Source organism: Spongiimicrobium sp. 3-5 (assembly GCF_046557915.1).
In the GTDB taxonomy this organism is placed as follows: domain Bacteria; phylum Bacteroidota; class Bacteroidia; order Flavobacteriales; family Flavobacteriaceae; genus JBHEBG01.
Genome location: NZ_JBHEBG010000005.1, coordinates 62,577 through 80,844, shown reverse-complemented (window position 1 = coordinate 80,844; position 18,268 = coordinate 62,577). Strand labels below are relative to the sequence as shown.

General features: G+C 42.2%; 11 protein-coding genes. 3 read left to right on the top strand and 8 right to left on the bottom strand.

Annotation, left to right across the window (positions count from 1 at the left end; all coding sequences use genetic code 11):
• The first annotated feature begins 38 nt into the window (after positions 1-38).
• A complete protein-coding gene (locus ACEQ81_RS16855; protein ID WP_411032094.1) occupies positions 39-446 on the top strand; it encodes a lipocalin family protein in 408 nt (135 codons plus the stop codon).
• Here ACEQ81_RS16855 and ACEQ81_RS16850 read toward each other — a convergent pair whose 3' ends face one another.
• The 8 genes from ACEQ81_RS16850 to ACEQ81_RS16815 all read right to left on the bottom strand — a co-directional run bounded on the left by ACEQ81_RS16850 (position 447) and on the right by ACEQ81_RS16815 (position 14,973).
• Positions 447-1,388 (bottom strand): LysR substrate-binding domain-containing protein, encoded by a 942-nt coding sequence (locus ACEQ81_RS16850; RefSeq protein WP_411032093.1) that lies wholly within the window; start codon positions 1,386-1,388, stop codon positions 447-449. It abuts the gene before it with no gap.
• A 330-nt stretch (positions 1,389-1,718) separates the two neighbouring features.
• Positions 1,719-2,150 (bottom strand): hypothetical protein, encoded by a 432-nt coding sequence (locus ACEQ81_RS16845; protein WP_411032092.1) that lies wholly within the window; start codon positions 2,148-2,150, stop codon positions 1,719-1,721.
• Positions 2,151-2,166: 16 nt separating this feature from the next.
• The gene (locus tag ACEQ81_RS16840; RefSeq protein WP_411032091.1) at positions 2,167-3,030 is read right to left on the bottom strand and encodes an RHS repeat-associated core domain-containing protein; all 864 of its coding nucleotides are present in this window, start codon (positions 3,028-3,030) and stop codon (positions 2,167-2,169) included.
• 55 nt (positions 3,031-3,085) lie between these two features.
• Positions 3,086-3,622, bottom strand: a complete 537-nt coding sequence (locus ACEQ81_RS16835; protein ID WP_411032090.1) for a hypothetical protein — start codon at positions 3,620-3,622, stop codon at positions 3,086-3,088.
• A gap of 557 nt (positions 3,623-4,179) precedes the next feature.
• Positions 4,180-4,362, bottom strand: a complete 183-nt coding sequence (locus ACEQ81_RS16830; RefSeq protein ID WP_411032089.1) for a hypothetical protein — start codon at positions 4,360-4,362, stop codon at positions 4,180-4,182.
• Between the two features lie 5 nt (positions 4,363-4,367).
• Entirely contained in the window at positions 4,368-10,223 is a 5,856-nt protein-coding gene (locus ACEQ81_RS16825; protein ID WP_411032088.1) for a DUF6443 domain-containing protein, read from the bottom strand.
• A 15-nt stretch (positions 10,224-10,238) separates the two neighbouring features.
• Complete coding sequence (locus ACEQ81_RS16820) at positions 10,239-13,841, bottom strand: hypothetical protein (protein WP_411032087.1); 3,603 nt, start codon at positions 13,839-13,841, stop codon at positions 10,239-10,241.
• Between the two features lie 49 nt (positions 13,842-13,890).
• Positions 13,891-14,973 (bottom strand): hypothetical protein, encoded by a 1,083-nt coding sequence (locus ACEQ81_RS16815; RefSeq protein WP_411032086.1) that lies wholly within the window; start codon positions 14,971-14,973, stop codon positions 13,891-13,893.
• 697 nt (positions 14,974-15,670) lie between these two features.
• On the opposite strand from ACEQ81_RS16815, the gene ACEQ81_RS16810 reads away from it, so the two are divergent.
• Both ACEQ81_RS16810 and ACEQ81_RS16805 read left to right on the top strand, forming a co-directional pair.
• Positions 15,671-17,521 carry a sigma 54-interacting transcriptional regulator gene (locus tag ACEQ81_RS16810; RefSeq protein WP_411032085.1) on the top strand — a complete coding sequence of 617 codons (1,851 nt, stop codon included), beginning with the start codon at positions 15,671-15,673 and terminating at the stop codon, positions 17,519-17,521.
• A gap of 174 nt (positions 17,522-17,695) precedes the next feature.
• Positions 17,696-18,247 carry an OsmC family protein gene (locus ACEQ81_RS16805; RefSeq protein ID WP_411032084.1) on the top strand — a complete coding sequence of 184 codons (552 nt, stop codon included), beginning with the start codon at positions 17,696-17,698 and terminating at the stop codon, positions 18,245-18,247.
• The last annotated feature ends 21 nt before the right edge of the window (positions 18,248-18,268 follow it).

Genomic DNA, 18,268 nt, shown 5'->3' with positions numbered 1-18,268 from the left:
ATTTTAGGCTCCTTAAATAAACCTATTTATACAACCTTATGAGAACTGCACTTGTATGTCTTATGGCCTTTTTTGTTTCGTGCAACGACTCTGAAAAGTCATTAGAGAACGATGTAAATGCCAACGCAAGCGATCTTATTGGGAACTGGCAATTGGAAGCCACAAAAATAAGTCCAGGAGGAATTGTAGATTGGACATTGGTAGAAGATGGTGGGATCTATAGCTTTGAGGCCAATGGCACTTTTAGTTACACCAACTCTAAAAACCCGGAACATAACCGCTTAGGTACCTACACCTTGGACGAAAACGAGCTTTCTTTTACCTATACAAGAGATGGTCAGCAGATTACCGGGGTATATAACAGGGTTTTTACCGACGGCAAATTAATCTTGCAGTTTATAGGCTGTATAGAGGAGTGTTCCGAAAGATACAAACGAGTAAACTGATTACTTTTTGTTGAGGGGACTTATTATTTCCACATCCTGAAACGCTATAGCGCCACGTACTATGCCCGATATTACATCGCGCAAAGCTTCCGTAATCTGAATTTTGAGTTCGCTCTTGTGATAAATAAGACTCACTTCCCTTGCCGGTGATGGTTTTTGAAAATATTTTAGATTATTCTTCTTGGTATCATCCAGATCCAACGTATTTAGGTAGGGTAGGAGGGTCATCCCCAAACCTTCATTGGATAGGTTTACCAAAGTTTCAAAACTACCGCTTTGCAATTGAAAATGTTCATCAGCATGGTTCTTGGAATTATTGCACAGATTAATTACCCCATCCCTAAAGCAATGTCCGTCTTTTAGTAAAAGCACGTCCTCAATTTCCAAATCGCTTGTTTTCAACTGATTTTGTTTAGCCAATCTATGCGTTTTGGGTACGTATCCTACAAATGGTTCGTAATACAAGGGCCGTTCTTTAATAAATTCTATCTCCAAGGGCGTAGCGGCAATACCGGCATCTAGGTGCCCATCCTGGATATTGCGAATTAAAAGATCTGTATTCTGCTCCTTAATGATAAGGTTTACCTTAGGGTACTTATTTATAAATGTTTTTAGGAACATAGGTAGTAAGGTGGGCATAATTGTTGGGATAATTCCCAAGGTAAATTCCCCCCCGATAAATCCTTTTTCCTGATCTACGATATCCTTTATCCTTTCTGCCTCATTGACAATGTTCTTTGCCTGGGCCACAATTTTTTGGCCTACTTCGGTAATGGATATGGGTTTTTTGCTGCGGTCAAAAATCTGCACGTCCAACTCGTCCTCCAACTTCTGTACCTGCATGCTAAGGGTAGGTTGGGTAACAAAACTCTTTTCTGCGGCGAGCGTAAAATTCTTGTACTCTGCAACGGCAAGTACGTACTGCAACTGGGTAATGGTCATTGAGTATAGTTTAGTGATATAAAATTAATAAAAACTATCAATAAAACTTATGATGAAAGTAAAAATTTAGTTACCCTATTTACGATTTAGAACCTTGGCCATTACGCCATGGCATAATGGTACCGCTCGTAGCTTTCCAATCCTATACTTGGGAGAAGGAAACTATCAACGATTATTTGTCAAATAAAAAACCACAGCTCCCTCGATAGCTATTAGGACCATGGTTCTTATCTTATTTATATTTCTTACCGTTATCGCTTACTCATAATCGCCACTAGTTATAAACCAGTGGGAGTGGGGCTGGTAAAAGTGCCAATTTGGAACATTACCCTATTCGCCCAACCACTTAGAATATCTTTTATGAAAATAATTTCGGTAATCCTTTTCTTTAATTCTTCCTTTAATAATATCTTCAACAAATGGCTCATTGTCAATCCTTAATAGACTAATTTTCTCATTAAAAATTTCGATTGTAAATACACCATTTGAATAGTGAATGGCGCCTTTGTTCTCAAGCTTTCCCGAAACTCTATTTTCAACAAACAACTCCCCATTTTCAATTTTGTATTTAAGTGGCTTCAACATTCCTTGAGAAGAATAGTAATATATTAATTCTTCATTAATGTATAATTCAAAATATTCATCTTCAAATTTGACTTGGTATTGTAGATACCAATTCCCTTTAAGGTCTTCTATTTTAGAATCCTGAGGACTGCATGAAAATAAAATAAAATAAATGAAATAGAATATGTAATTTCTCATATCACAAACATTAAGATTAAAACTTTTTCATATGATATGTACTTGGAGCATCTGGAAATTTCTCTTCGTATATGTCACTTCTAATTTTACCTAAAACACTATTTCTAACATTACTATCAGTAAAACGTGCAAATATTATAGGTATGTCACCACAATTTGTACAATTCTCAGGTATTGGCCCCCTGATATTAATTTCGTATTGCATTACTTTCTTCCCGTCTACCCTAATATAACGACTATCCTTATATACTGACATCAAGAGATTATCAGGTTTACCAACGAAGTAACCTTCCTGAACGCCAATAATTACTCCCGAATCTTCATAAATGAATTCAGTTGTATTTTCAGCGGAAGCACCTGTTCCAAAAAGAAAGTGAAGTAACTTCATCACCCCGTCAGATTCTGCATTTACTTTCCGAATTAGAGCATCTGATACGTTCCTACGTTCATTATTCTGATTGTCAATATATCTACTCCACAGAATAAATGCGTTTATAATACTTTCCGGACTTTCATTCAAATCAATCTTTTTAGGACAAGTTTCGCAGACTCCTTTTTCCTGCGAATCTTGAGTTTCAGAAGAATCATCGTTTTTTTCAGACTTTTTATCCCCATCAATGCCCTTTAACTGGTCGGTCCAATGTCCTCCACTTTGATTTAAGAAACTACTTTGGAAGAAGGTCTGTTGGCTATGATCATATTCGTCACTATCAGCACCACTTGGATCGGACCAAAAGATTGGATTGTTGTCATAACCTTGGTAGGGTGAATATTGATGATGTGTTACTGGATCCATTGTAGAGAAACGGCCTAGGGCAGGATCATAATGCCTCATGCTCATCTCCATCATGTCATACCCAAGTGACTCCTCCATCTCCATCCATGTTGTTTTATCCCATCAATCCAAGAACCAAAATCCCATAACTGATTATTTGTTAAAATTTCATCAATAGTAATGTATCAACATCCTGCCGTTTCAAATGAATTTTTAGGCTTCCAGAAACTTTTTGCAGTGTATCTCCTTTTTTAATATAGTTGAACACACTACTTATTTCGTCGTCAAGCAATATAATTCTTTGCCCATCCTTTTCTTTCAAAACAATTTTATGATAACCATGCTGCTCTTGATCTATATACTTGTCAAGGACAACGCCTACATAACTCTCATTTTCGTAATTTTCGATAATTTTATCTGGACTTATCTTTAAAGGAGGTACTTTTAAATAGTACCATGCGGTAACTGTTATTATCCCAATGATTATAATAATAGCTAGTGTTTTTCCTAAATATTTCATTAATCTTGGTTTTTGTTGTTCTTTTAAACCTCCATAAAGCATTTTCTCTATGGCAACAAAATTAGACATAAAATACTCTGCCGTTTGGTAGTCAATCGAATTTTCTCCTGAACGAACTCTAATATAAATATTAAAAGGAGTTTCCCATGAGGTACACATAGTCCCAGTCGCTACCATTGGGCTCTACATAGCCTTCTGCCTGGTTAAAAAATTTCAATGAACTGTTCTCGTACACATAATTGCCGGCATACTCGGTATTGGCCCCCGTGCTTACAACCTTCTTTTGCTTTGTACCCGTGGCGTTGTAAATATAGGGATTCTTTCATTTTCTTTGCTTGTCCAAAGAAAATGAAACAAAAGAAAATACACTTCTCCCATAGGTATTTTTGTTGGCACAAAACCTGATCGGAAACTTCGCCATGGCGTAATGGTACCGCTCGAAGCTTTCCTCACCAATACTTGGGAGAAGAAAGCTATTCACAATCATTCGCCAAATAAAAAAAACATAGCTCCCCATAGCTATCGGGAACGTGGTTCTTCTATTCTTTATATTTCTTATCGTTATCGCTTACTCTTCACCGCACGAGCAGAAAGATGCTCGCGCTAGCGGGGATTTCTTTTCCAAAAATGTTGCTTCACTTCAATGCATAAAAAAACCACCCGAAGGTGGTTTTGTTTTCAAAAGTTTATTGGAGTTATTTCAATGTTTACTTGACACTGTAATTTTGGTTAATCTATTCACTAAAAACCATTACAAGACCAATTGCGATAAGTGCTAACCCTCCTACAATACCTCTGAACAACATCGATTTATCCCATAAATTACCTTCATTGGGGCTTCGCCTCAAAAAAAGGGTGACCAAATAAATGATACCACTTAAGGTCAATAAAATACCAAACCAATTTATCTTACTCATTATATTTATTCTTGTGATTCTACAACACGTTCGGTCAATATAACCTTCATAGAACCATTCTGTTTAATAATTTCCTGGCCGAGTTGGCTGCCTCCAGGCACTTTTCTTAATGCCGCATCGACTAATTCACCAGCTACAACCCAACCAGCTTCGTTAGCAGCACTTTGTATATCGGATGTTGTCAAATGCACTGTAATTTCAAGAGCACTCCCTGCCGTGGATATCCCATTCCCAATTGCTGCTAAAGGTATTCCAATTTCGGCACCGACCACTGTCAAAGTTAGGGTATAGCCAGCCAAAGCTGCTCCATCGCCAACGTCTTGTAATAATTGGGCTGTATCTAATAATTGATCTTTATTGTTAATGATAATCTGCTTTGCAGATGGCAAGTTTACATTTACAGATTTTTGCACAAAATCATCGCCACCTTCCATTTCTTGTTGGATTCTTTCCCCAATAGTATTATCAGAAAGTCCAAACAATGAAAGAGCAGAATTGAAAAAGTCTACTATAGAATCGCAGCAATTACCATTATTATCGTTGGCACCTGCATTTCCTGCAATATGTTGCGGAAAACCTTGTTTTTCCATAGCTATTTGTTCGGCAACATCCTGTTCAGTTTCATCATATTCGTCAAAACCTAACGGCATCATTCCATCGGGGTCGATAAAGAATATCGGGTTGTCAAATGCATAATTATATGGCGAGTGTCTACGCATCTGTTCGGCCAAGGGGTCAAGGTTCATCCACCTGCCCAGTGCAGGGTCATAGTTCCTTGCGCCAAAATCATAGGTATCGATATCAAGACTTTCATCAAATTCCTTGCCACTAAATTTCCAACGTTGCGCCACCGAGTTCCCAAGCGGAGATACCACTTCATTGTAACCCTTGTGCTGTAACCCAAAGGGGTAGTAGTTGTTCTCCTCGATTATCTCGTTGGAAGGGTCAATAGAACCGTCACCATCCGCATCGGTATAGCTCAAACGTATATTGTCGATGTGGTCACGGAATTGATACACATAGTCAAAATTTCCTTGACCGTCAGAGGTTACATACCCTTCTGGATGGTCGAAAAACTGCAACGTATCGTTTTCGTAAATGTAACCATCTGCATATTCGGTATAAGTGCCGTTGCTTGCTGTCTTTTCCAACTTTATGCCCGAGGCATCGTACACATAGTTTATCACACCACCACTGTCAAAGTTCACCTGAACGGGCAGATTGAGATGGTTGTAATCGATGTCCGTAATGCCCTTATTAAGGTCCTTGATCATATTGCCATTGGGATCGTATTCATAATCGTTACCTACTGTATTGCCATCCCTAAAACCTTGCCTAACGTTCGCAGAGGTACCATAACTGTCCATAACGGCCAAGAGCGTGTTGCCGCCATCGTAGGTATAGGTTAAATAATCCATTCCTGCGCTACCATTTTCATAGTTGGGATGTTGCATAAGACGGAACAACCCTCCTATATTACCGTTACGGTCATAATTGTAAACACGTGTGTTAAACTTGTAATGAAATCTGCGGTCCTCCACAAAATAGGCTTCCATCAACCTATTGAGCGCATCATATCTATAAGTATACTCCTTTAAGTTACTGTTTTCACTAGCCGTTTTCCAATAGGCATGGCTTATGTTACCATTGTACAACGGCATATTAAGATAACTTCTTGCACCGTCCGGTCTGTTATAGTTTAGACCAAAACTAAACAAATCGTTGTCTTGTTCCAAATTGTTGGGATCATTGATGGCCTTAAGCCATCCCCTTACCGTATAGGTATAATCTACCTTTTGCAAGGGTTGCGCCTTGGTATGGCCCACATCCTTTTTTATGAGTTGCCCCAAGGCATCATAATGGTTTTTGGCGATCAGTTCCTCTCCTTGTTCGTTTATATTCTGTTTTTGCGACAGCAAACGCCCAGCAGGGTCGTACTCAAAGGTATCCAAGGTAACAATATTGGTCTGTCCCTGTTTTTTATGGGTGGTCCTTGTTTCCACTATCCTGCCCACAAAATCCAACTTGTTCTCCACAATGTCCGTTGTATTTAAATACGGATTTACGGTATGGGTATATATGGGCCTTGCCTTGTCATCATAATAGGTAACCGAGGTAATCCAAGAGTCCGTGCCCAAAACCCGTACTTTGTTTACCGTAGGCAGGCTTTTGGTATTTTTTGTAGAGGTTAAACCATAGTAGGTGGTAACAGTACCGCCCAGCCCTGGTGACAGATCTATATAGTCGTCATAATAAGCAATGGTAAGCACCTCAAAGTTTGTGGCATCTTGAGGGTAGGCGTTGTGGCTATAAAAAACGTTGGTTCCATTCAAATTATTTGCCAAGGGCAGCCGTTCTTCGTACTGTGTAACTATTCCATTTGCCTCTGATTGGGCATCGGCCCTTGCTGTGGCATTATTGATCTTACCGGTATAGGCCACCCTGCCAAAGGCATCGTATTTGGTGAACAGCCAACTGTTTTCCGATTTTAGATTGGCATCCTGTGTTAAAACGGGTAGATCTAATTTATTATAAACGATACGTTCCCAATCCTTGCCGGGAATCTTCTTTTCTATAAGCCGGTTTCTGTGATCGTATTTGTATTGATAGGCCAGATCGTTCAGGTTGTTTTCCGTAATATTTGTGGGTGTACTGAGTTCACTGATATCCAAATACAAATTGCCATATACTTTATGCGCTATCGTACCGTCCCCAGTTAAATGTAGTTTCCCGTTTTGGATGGAGGCCGTATAATGATCTGTCTCCCATTCAAAGCTGTCTGGCAGCGTGGTAACACCAATGCTTCCTTCCAAGGGTCCGTCGGGAATATCAAAATCGAAACCTAGATCTAGTACTTCCCCTTCTTTTAAAGTAACTTTTGGACCACTGTAGTCAGAAAAAAAGATAGATAATCGTTTCATATAGATATTAAAATAATAAAATACGGAATTGGAAGTGCTCTCATGCCCGTCCTCATACAATGAATACACATTATTCAAATTTACCATCTCCAAATTGTCTTTTTGCCAAATCAGGGCATAGCTATTGAACTTTGGCGGCAGTACATAGGTGAGATTTCCAAAATCGTCATAGACGTAGTAGGTATCGTGCCACTTACTTGCACTGAAGGTGCGCTTTAAAACCACCCGTCCTTGCTTGTCCTTATATTCTTCGGTGGTATAGTCCTTGGGATAGAAGATGAGCCCTTCGGCCTGCCAGTTCTCATCCTTGGTAATGGTTTTGTACAATTGTGAGGGTTTGTACTCCCCGGCATCCACAAGTTGGGGCTTTTGGGTATCATTGTTTAAAAAGACCACTTTGTAACGTTTAACAAAATCGGATCTTACATTGGCAGTATGTTCATATTTTATGGTATGGTCGTTGTCCGCATTTTTGTCAAGCGCCCAGTCCTCTCCCGGTGCCGCTTGTTCTAACACCCTGCTCAGGGACGAAGGTTCAAAATGTTTTTCCGAGTAGGGGTTTAGGGTGTTCTCATATTTTTCGGTATTGTAAAAAGCCGCCGTATTATCTAAGGCATTCGGTTGCAAAGCACCGTCCATGCTTGTGGCGGCATAGGGTAGATACTCCTTGTCTTGTCTCCCGAAACCGTCATAAGTTATATGGGTAACGATATCCTCACGGTTACCACCCGCCCGGATACCTATACTTTGCTTGGGTCTGCCCAAACCATCAAAATAGGTTATCTGTTGAATAAGGGCATCATTTTCTGTAAAGAATTGGGGATCTAGGGCTACGGTACTTTCTTTTTGATATGTGCGGGTATAGATATAGTTATGGGCTTCGGGATCGGTACTCGGGGTAATAACGCAGCTGTTATCGGCAGAGTTGATCGTAGGGCATTGGTCGTTGTTGTTGGAAACATAATTGGCTGGTTGTGCGCAAGTGGGCGCACTTGGCGTGTTGGGGTCCCCAAGACCATCATTATCCAGATCGGCATAATAGATTATTTGGCTTATGACCGATGCCTCAATGGGTTCTCTCACGGAAGCCGCACAAAGCGTAACCGTGTTATAACTTTCTGCATAATATGTTTGGGAAGTACTCAACGCAGGGGTAACGAAACTGGTTCCGGTCCCTACCAAATTCCCGGAAGTGAGTGCATCGTACCACCGTATTTCATCACTATAGGAACCCAATGTGGCGACCAGGGTCACCGTTCCGCTCCCACATCGTTGTACATCGTCCCCAGTAGCAATTCCCGGAACGGGGTTAATATTTGCCGTGATGTCAACCCTAGGGCCTTCGCATCCATTGACCACTGTAGCGACCTTGTACCCTGTGGATGAAGTGAGTACAGGGGTAGTGAAAGTAGTCCCATCCGTAATATGTGCCCCCGTGGCATCATACCACTTATAACTATCCCCCGTTATACTAGAGGCCGTAAAGGTAACGGTACCAGGGCCACAACTTGCCTGTTGGACTATGGTAGGGGTCTGGGTGGTATTGACCATAGTAATGGTTATGGTCTTTCTCGGTGTAATGGGAAAGGAACACCCAACTTCATTTTTTATGGTACCCCCAAGATATAGGATCTTCTGGCCGCTCACGGTCTCACTGCTATTCAGGGTATAGGTAAGATCTCTTTGCTGGCCCAAAAGGTTTCCCCCGGCAGAGGCATCGTACCATTTAAAATCACTTCCACTTGCCCCACCTACGGCCCTCAATACGTAATCTGCCGTAGGGCCACATTGTGTACCCGAATAATTGATAAAAGTGATGGTAGGTGCGCCAGGGTTTAAATATACCGCCGATGTTTTTTTCCGTGGTCCCTCGCAGCCTTTGTACACGGCACTTACCCAGTAATCCTTGTTTACCCCTACCACGGTTTTCTGTGTAATGTAGGAAGCCCCACCGCCAACCTCAGTACCTTGGGTATAAATGGAGGTAGAAGCGGATTCGTACCAGCGGTGTTCAATATAGGGATCAGTGGGCGAGATACCGCTGCTTATGGCCTGTAGGGTAATAGTGGAAGACCCACAGGTATTTGTCCTTTCGTCATCCGTTTGCAAAGGGATGGTATTGGGTGACACCTGTACCGTACGGGAAGAACTGAGACAATCCGTCCCGTTGACCTGTGCCTTCACCGAATAGTTCATTGTAGTTGCCACGTTGTTTACAGTATAGGAATTACCGCTACCTACTTGCTGCCCCTGCGGATTGTACCACTTATAGGTGATACCGCTCGTCCCGGTCAGCGAAAGTGTAACGTTAGACGTGCCACAAACAGGTTGTATGGTTGGTGTCGCGGGTAAGGTCGGTGTTGTCGGGATAGTAACGTAAACCCTACCGGAGACGGCGCTCCATTGTAAGTCGCTATTTCTTCTTGCCTTGATATAATAATATCCGGAACCTTGATCAGCGGTATAATTGTTGGTAGCCGCATTTAGAATAGCACTATCGTTTTCACCATTGGAGTTCTTGCCTTGCCAAAACCAGGTGACCCCCGGTGGGATACCACCTGTTTTTTCAAGCGTGGCCCGTCCGCAAGTAGTTGATAATACCTTGGGATTCGATGGTGGCGGCGTACCCGTTACCGTAACGTTTAAAGAGGCACCCCCAGTATCGAAATTTGCGTTGACAAAAAAAGTGCCTGGACTATTCCAACGTACTACCACGCCCCCATTATTGGGATTAATTATGGTTGCTGAAGCTGGCACAAACCACCTAACTGTCCCCGAACCTGGTGGACTAAGTGTATATGAGTGTTCCTCTCCCTGCTTAACATTGGTGGGACCGTAGATGGTATATTGTGCTTGTAAACTACCCGTGGCCATAAGAAAAAATAGCAAGGGCCAAATAGGACTCTTTGGGTATTGTTTGATACTAAAATTAATTTTCATAGGTATTCTCATTAATTAGTTTGGGCTTCTATAGTGATATTCGTAGTCGGTCACCAGATTATTGTCCTCATCCCTGATCTCTTTCAATCGATTAAAATCATCGTATTCGTAATAGACGGTATAACCTCGAGAATCGGTCATACTGGTCACCCCCACCAAAGGGTCATAGGTATAACTGCTCATCTGCGCCTTATTCAGGGAAGCGTGCTTCCGTATGGCGTCCAGGGCATCCCGAAGCAGTTCCTCCTTACAGGTGGGGCCCCCACAATGGTCATAATCCACATTGGAAGCAGTTACCGCTGCATCTATCAAACTTTGGATCGCTGTTGCGTCGGAGGTTTCAAAGTCCTCGATCTTTGCAATGGGATACTGGTCGTTATACCCCCAGATGTAATAAATATGGGGCCCATTGGCTTTGGAAACCTCCAATGGGTTACCCTTATCATTGTAGGCGTGGTAAACAATACGATCCTCCATAGGGTTATCGGAAACATCATATTGGCCCTTTAGGCTTTTAATGGAATCGGGGAATACAAGGCTATTGCCCCAATCCCGATAACGGGTACGTTGCTTGTTCCTGGAAAGAATGCCCCCATTGGCATCCTTCACAATGGTCTCTACCTGTACCGGTTCCGAGATACGGTGCAGGTCATTTCCCTTGAGTTTATCGATAACCAGTTTTTCCGTGGTGGTAAGATCCGGGCCCGTGACCGAACTTGTCGCAATGATATCGTCCGGGTAAGTGGTTAGGGTTTCCACGGTATTGCCCAAGCTGTTGATAGTTTCCATTCGGGTGAGCTGCAGGTGGGCGGGGTTATCATAAAAATAATCGGTGCTTGTGGTTATGGGATTTAAACCATTTGTATCATATACTTTGGTAGTACTCTTCTTTAGCACCCTTCTTCCCAATTCCTTTTCCCCGATCATATAGGCAAACAGGATGCTATTAAAGTCAACTTCCTGGTTATAAGGGTTGGTAGGTTCGTCCCAGCTTCCAGAGGTGGACTCAATGGGGCGATAAATAAAATTGTCGAACAACCTTAGCGATGCTATATTTTCATATTGGTTGTCGACTTCCTTGATAGGTATATAGGTATTCCCATTTCTTTTGTAGGTTTCCTCCCTGCTCAGTTTCCCCCGTTTCCATGCCGTGGATTCATAAAAGGTAAGTTCACTTACTCCATTTATGGCACCGTATATCAGATTTTTGGTTGCCGCCGTCCAGCCGGACTCGTCCCAGCGATCAGTTTGGTATACGAAATTGCGACTGAACTGTGGATGTTCGAAAGGTATTGCCCCGATGATGGTGTTCACTACACGGGTAGGGGCAATATTCTGAAAATAGGATACTATTTTGCCATTGTCCTGCGGTGTGGTTAGATCATTGTCATCATCAAAATAGGAATAATTATATTCCGTCACTTTTCCATACTCGATAATCGGTTCCCCGCCCAAATTATTGTTGAAGTGTGGTGTAGTGGATACCTGGGAAAATAGAATAGTGGAAGGGTTGAAAGTGAAAATACCCCTTACGTGGCCCCTGTTCCTTTCTGGTTGTATCAAATTGGGGTTCCCATATTCAAATTTCTTTATCCGCACGGGTGCGGTGGATTCACCATCATAATCGGAAATAGATTTAATACGTAGACCGCCCACCAGTTTTTCCACTTCCTGTACACCGGCGGGTTGTTCCCAGGAAATTGTGATCGCGACCATGGAGCAATCATAGGCGCCGAATGAGCCGAACCCGTTGTCAAACGCCTCGAGTGAATATTGGGTATCGGCCTGAAGGGGAATTGGGCTAAAAATACTGCCCAGATTATACCCAAAGAACATATCTATGGTTTGGCTAAGGCCGTCAGAACTATCGCTTGGGTAACCACTGCTATTAGGTGTTGGTCTATAAAATTGTTTTGACCCAATGGCAACGTAGGACTGTGAGGATCCTTGATGACTTATGGGGCTCATAAAAATGGAGGCACGAATGTTCCTTGAGCCCGACGGAATTTCCAGTAGCTTACTATCGGTATGTGGATAGTAAGAATTGTCACATTCACTACCGAAGGCACGGACAGTAAGCGATTTATTTTCATAGACCTGTTCATTAGCCAACAGTCTATTGGACTCCAATTCGAATACTGTGGAACCTCCAGTAGGATATGTTATTTTCTCAAGAATGGCGGCCTTCATTTTCTGTTCATTGGGGCTTCGATCCCCGTCACCGACAAAATATGTAACGGTGTTCAATCCGGTTGCGGCTGCTTTTGTCCTTGGTAACAGGCTTCCGGTATTGTTGTTGGGATATCCCCATGAATCCTGGGCCGTGGTACATCGGAGCGGTAGGGCGGTACTTTCGTTATAAATGAAGGAATGTTTTGCATCACTGTTCGGCAAAGGGCCCCGGTACATGCTCGTCAATTTCAGACTACTTTCCCTACTTCTGGTCTGTCTTTCCGAGTCAAAGAAGACCGGCGCTGTTTGGTAATCCCTTGAAAAAACACCCCCGGAACGTTGGAAATAGTCATATGTGAAATGGTACTCGTCTATCAATTTCCCTACTTGTGTGCCATCATTGGTATAAACCTTTATTGCATCCAATTTGTAGTCTTCCTGTAAATCCATACGACCAAGTGATGATTCGAACTTGATATAACCGTTATCAAAAACAATCTTGTCCAGATACTTTTTGCTGATTTTCGATAATTCATGATAACTAGCAGACAGGTAGTCCCGCCAGGCCGTAGTTGTCGGGGGGAAATCACCATCTACCCGAATATTTTCTCCAACGGGCATTGAATAATCATCGACCCGACTGTCACCATACTGGTTTAAATAAGTTTTATATTCGAAAGAGATGGAATGCCGCCTATCTTTTGAAATGAGTTTAGTGAGATACCAAGCCGAAATATAGCCCGTTGGGTCAGAGATGTATAGGTTTGAAAGGTTGGGGTTGATGGTCTTTTCTGCGACTACGTTGCCACTATCATCCTTGCCAAAGATCAACATGGTGCCATCTTGCAATGTCGCATGTATTTCTTCTTTGGAGACCGCGGTGATTCTTATCTGGGTTATATCATCGAATACGGCTTCTTGACTTTCCCGATCAAAATAGAATGAACCACTTATTCCCAAAGCATTGAACACATACTCGTCAGGGGCCGTATCTTTACTGCCCTGGGATGCTTCTACCAAATAACCCCAATTGGTCTCATTAAAAGTAAAGTTTTCCATACGGGGAATGTTATCGTAAAAATCAAGGTCGGGCAGTCCCTTCGTATTTCTGATGATCGCACCTCCCGCGTTCAATGACCATCCCAGCCCCACCCAGGAGGCAAGGTCGTTCAACCTTATGCCTGACATATTGTAGTTTAAATTGATGGGTACCGATAAACTTTTTTCCGTTAGGGTATAGATAGGAATATTAACACTGGTGTTGCCCAGGTTTTTATTTACCGGGTACAGTCCATAACTGCCCAAGCTGGCCGCATTGGGCGATACTGGAAAATAGTCGGGCAAATCTAAGGACGACTGTTGTGAAAAGGAGGCCGGTATTATAAATAATGCGAAAAGGCTGGTTATCCATCGCCTCGCTCCTTTTTGACAGGTTTGTTTTTTCATTTTCTCGATTTATAAAATTTGGGTGTCCCTAAAAAGGATTTTTAGTTTTCTATTGTTTGCCTTCCAGTACTTGTATTCTTCGTTCCTGTTCCAGGATGTAAAGCGTAAGCTCCTCTATCTTTTCCAAGAGTAGCCTGTTCATCTCGCCCAACTGTATGCCATTGGCCTCCACCTCGCCCGCGGAGGGAATGTTGATCAGGTGTCCCTTTTCCTCGATATGGGCTTCCACTTCCCGTAGGGTGGGCAGGTCATAATCTGTCTTAAAGACATAATCCGCCCAGCCCGTAAGGTCTACCTTTACCTCTTTGGTATGTATCTTTCCGTCTACTGCCAATCTATAGGCATTCTGGGCCGCTGTTCCTATGCCCACATTGCCCGTAGTGAACTTGATATCCAGTCCCGACGGTGTCCACATACCGCTGCCTTCAATAGGGTCCGGGGTACCTGCCAACAACTTCTGTACGGTCGGTTCCTGTCCGTTGACCACTTCCACGCGTGGATCCCAGAAAAATTGTCGATCATAAATGTTCCGGCCATATTCAAAAAGGGCCTTGTGCTTTAATTTGTCCGCACCTTGCCTAAACTTAAAATCATTTTCCATATCCAAAACCTTGACTCCGGTAACACCATCATAGATGCCACCTAAATTTTTAGTCCCTTGGTAATTACTTTCATGGATATAACCTACCAACAGATACCATTTATCCAACTCTGGGAGTTCTCCTTGCCAGAAATAAGGGTTTTTAACGAAGTTGCCTTCGAGGGACAGGGTGGCCTTACCGTAATCGTCACGCGTTTGTGTCCCAAAAAAAGTTCTTCCGTTCATAGAGCCCGTTTTCTTGACCCAGATAGTAAATCGATATGTTTTAGAGGGATCTATCCCTAAAAGAGAAGCCTTCAACCCGCCTCTCCCACGGTATGTGCTACTGGGAATCACTTTCCACAGTACAGACGCCCCTCCATATGGATCGATCCCCATTTCCCTAATGTTCTCATAATTTTCACCCGTGATTTCAAAGCCCCGTGCCGGGGTGTTTCCCTCCGTCCAAGTGGTCGTGTCCAGAAGATTGGTCTGGCCAAAAGAAAGGCTGTACACGAACAGAAATGCTAATTTTAGGATATTTTTTTTCATGATCAAAATTGTATTAAGTGTATAAATTCTTTTTTGTATTTATTTAAATCTAGAGTTGGTCTGTTGACCCTTGACCGGGTTGCAACAATGTGAGGGGATAATTCTTACAGCTAAACATTAAGCACGCTCAATACTCCCATTTAGGCCAATATTTTTCTCATTTTACTTCATTATTTAACGTTGTGGACGCCACTTGGGGAATCTCTCCCTTTCGAAACATCCTGTTCTAATTCCATTTATTGATCTACATGGGGGAACTGTAGTCCTTGAACGCTATCTGAAAGGTCAAAACCTTGCAGACTGCCTATCGATGGGATAAAAATGTGGGTATAGGGCCCTTTTTTCGCTTCAGGTAGTTTTCTGCTTTTGAACAAATGGAAAAGAAACCATGACAAGGCAGCTACCTAAATCGGATACCAATAATGTTATAGGGATGATATTGGATGGCTATAGATCTAGCGAAAGTGAGGAAAATCGCTTTTGTGAAGCCATATCACAATGCGAAATAATGAATTTTTTCCAAGAATATAAAATTATTTTACATAATTTATATAATATAAATTCTACTTCAAATAATATCAGGGACTTAGCTTTTATGAAAGATCGTTCTCCTTCATTGCCATCCGCCCCGATAAATCTAACCCATGAAGCCTCATATTACATTCCAAATCTTTATATTTAATCTCATACGGTATCAATGAGTAAAACCAAAGCACATAATATTCTAGCTTTTCTGGCGAAAGTTCCTTTCTTTTCTGAGGTTTCCCAGATATCCTTGGGTCATTTGTGCCAAGAGATCCAAACCGAGACTTTCGAAAAACATGACCTAATATTTAAAAAAGGAGATGTTGGCGAACTTATGTATGTGCTGCTCAAAGGAAAGGTAAAGGTGCACGATGGTGACCATGTCTATGGCTACTTATCCGAAGGGGATTGTTTTGGGGAATATGCCTTAATAGACAATCAAAATAGATCAGCAACGGTAACCGCGGATACGGAAACCGAGGTACTTGCGATAGCACGCACCAAGTTTTTGGAACTAATGGCCACCGACAGTGGCTTTGCACAAGGGGTATTGTCCGTAATGATAAAACGTCATCGCGAATTGGATGTTATCCAAGAACGTTTGGCGGCTTCCAAGCAAGAAATAGAATTGAACAATACCAAAATGAGCGGCCTTATCAACGGGGCCATGGACGCCATTATAATGTTCAATAGTGATTTTCGTATCGTTTTAACCAATCCTTCGGCCCATACCCTTTTAGAAAATACGGATGTTCTACAACGCAATGTATTGTTCTTTTTGGACGATGCCAGCGCCGACATCATAGAGTCCTTGGTAAAATCAGATGTGAAACAGACGACCCACAACCTTAACAACTATTTACCAAGTTTAATTAAGGTAATCGGAAGCGACGGTAAGGAAACCATCAATGAAGGTACCATAAGCAGGTATGGTAATAAAAAGGAGACATTTTTTACATTGATTCTTAGGAATATCGAAGAGCGCCTTATTGCGGAAGATAAAATAAATTTGCTAACAACACAGACCCAATATCTGGAAGAGGAGATCAAAGAACTCACTAGCAGCTATGGTATCCTGGCCGAAGATAAGGCCATGCAACGGGTATTGAATCTTATCCAACAAGTGGCAGGCACTGATGCAACGGTTTTGATAACCGGCGAAACCGGAACGGGTAAAGAATTGGTGGCCAGAGCTATACACAAGGCAAGTCAAAGAACAGACAAGCCTTTAATCCGCATCAACTGTGGTGCCATACCTGCAAACTTAATAGAGAGCGAGTTGTTTGGGCACGAAAAAGGTGCTTTTACCGGTGCTACGGCAAGTAGAAAAGGCCGATTTTTATTGGCGGATAAGGGTACGATATTTCTGGACGAAATTGGAGAAATGCCGATTGACCTGCAACCCAAGCTACTGCGGGTAATCCAGGAGGGCGAGTTTGATCCGGTAGGAAGCTCTGAAACGATTAAAGTAGACGTCCGGATTATTGCGGCGACCCATAGGGATTTACTTGCCCATGCCAGTACCGGTAGCTTTAGGGAAGACCTATACTACAGGTTAAATGTATTTCCTATAGAAGTACCAGCACTTAGGGACCGGGGAGACGATGTTTGCCTTATTGCCCAACAGATGATTCAGGAATTTTCCAACAAGCTGAACAAACCATCCGTACAAATTAGCGACACCGATAAATTACGTTTAAAGGACTACCACTGGCCCGGTAATGTGCGCGAACTGCAAAATTTGGTGGAGCGTGCCATAATCGTGTCCGAAAAAGGGGATATTGATTGGGCTACAATAATTCCGGTTACTGCAGACTCAAAACCTTTGGAAGCCAAGACCATTACGGAGAAGGTACTTACCTCCGAAGAACTTGTTAATTTGGAACGTGACAACATTCTCAGGGCTCTTAAACATACAAGATGGAAAATCTCTGGGAAGAACGGCGCCGCTTCCCTACTTAAAATGCGGCCAACCACACTTACTTCAAAAATTAAGGCCCTGGGTATCATCCGGCCGATATAAATTCACGAAATCTCATAAATTTAGTAACGACATTTCGTTTTTATACGATATTTCGTTACTTAAAATATTATTACAAATCGATTTAAAATACTGATAATCAATTAATTATAATCTTTGGCATGGAGGGTGCTTACCTTAGGGAAACAAAAATGTTTAACTAAAAAAATAATTAAAATGATTACAACAGCAAACAAAAAAAACGGAGTAAATGTAGATCAGTTAATGGCTACGGTAGAAGCGGTTCAAGGGAATCCAGAATTGGCAAAATTTGAGTTTAGAGCCAAAAACAATTGGATCGAAGGTGGTCATTGTGTCACCAGTGTAAAAAGCTTTTACGGCGTAGGTGAGGAAGACACCACACGTAAAGAGACCTTTACCATGGAAGCAGATCATCCTACAGTATTGTTGGGTGAGGATTTGGCTCCGAGTGCCGCAGAAATTGTACTGCATGCCCTAGGTTCTTGTCTAACAGCCGCCATGACGTATCATGCCGCCGCACAGGGTATCGATATTGAAGGTATGGAATCTACTTTGGAAGGTGGTATAGACCTTCACGGATTCTTAGGGCTAAACCCCGAGATCAGAAAAGGTTATGACGGAATTAAGGTAAAATTTAAAGTAAAATCCGATGCCTCCGAGGAGCAATTGAGAGCTTTATCACAATTTTCTCCGGTATTCGATATGATTACCAATCCTACTCCGGTTTCGATAGAATTCGAAAAGTAAAAACCTAAAAGACCGTCTCAA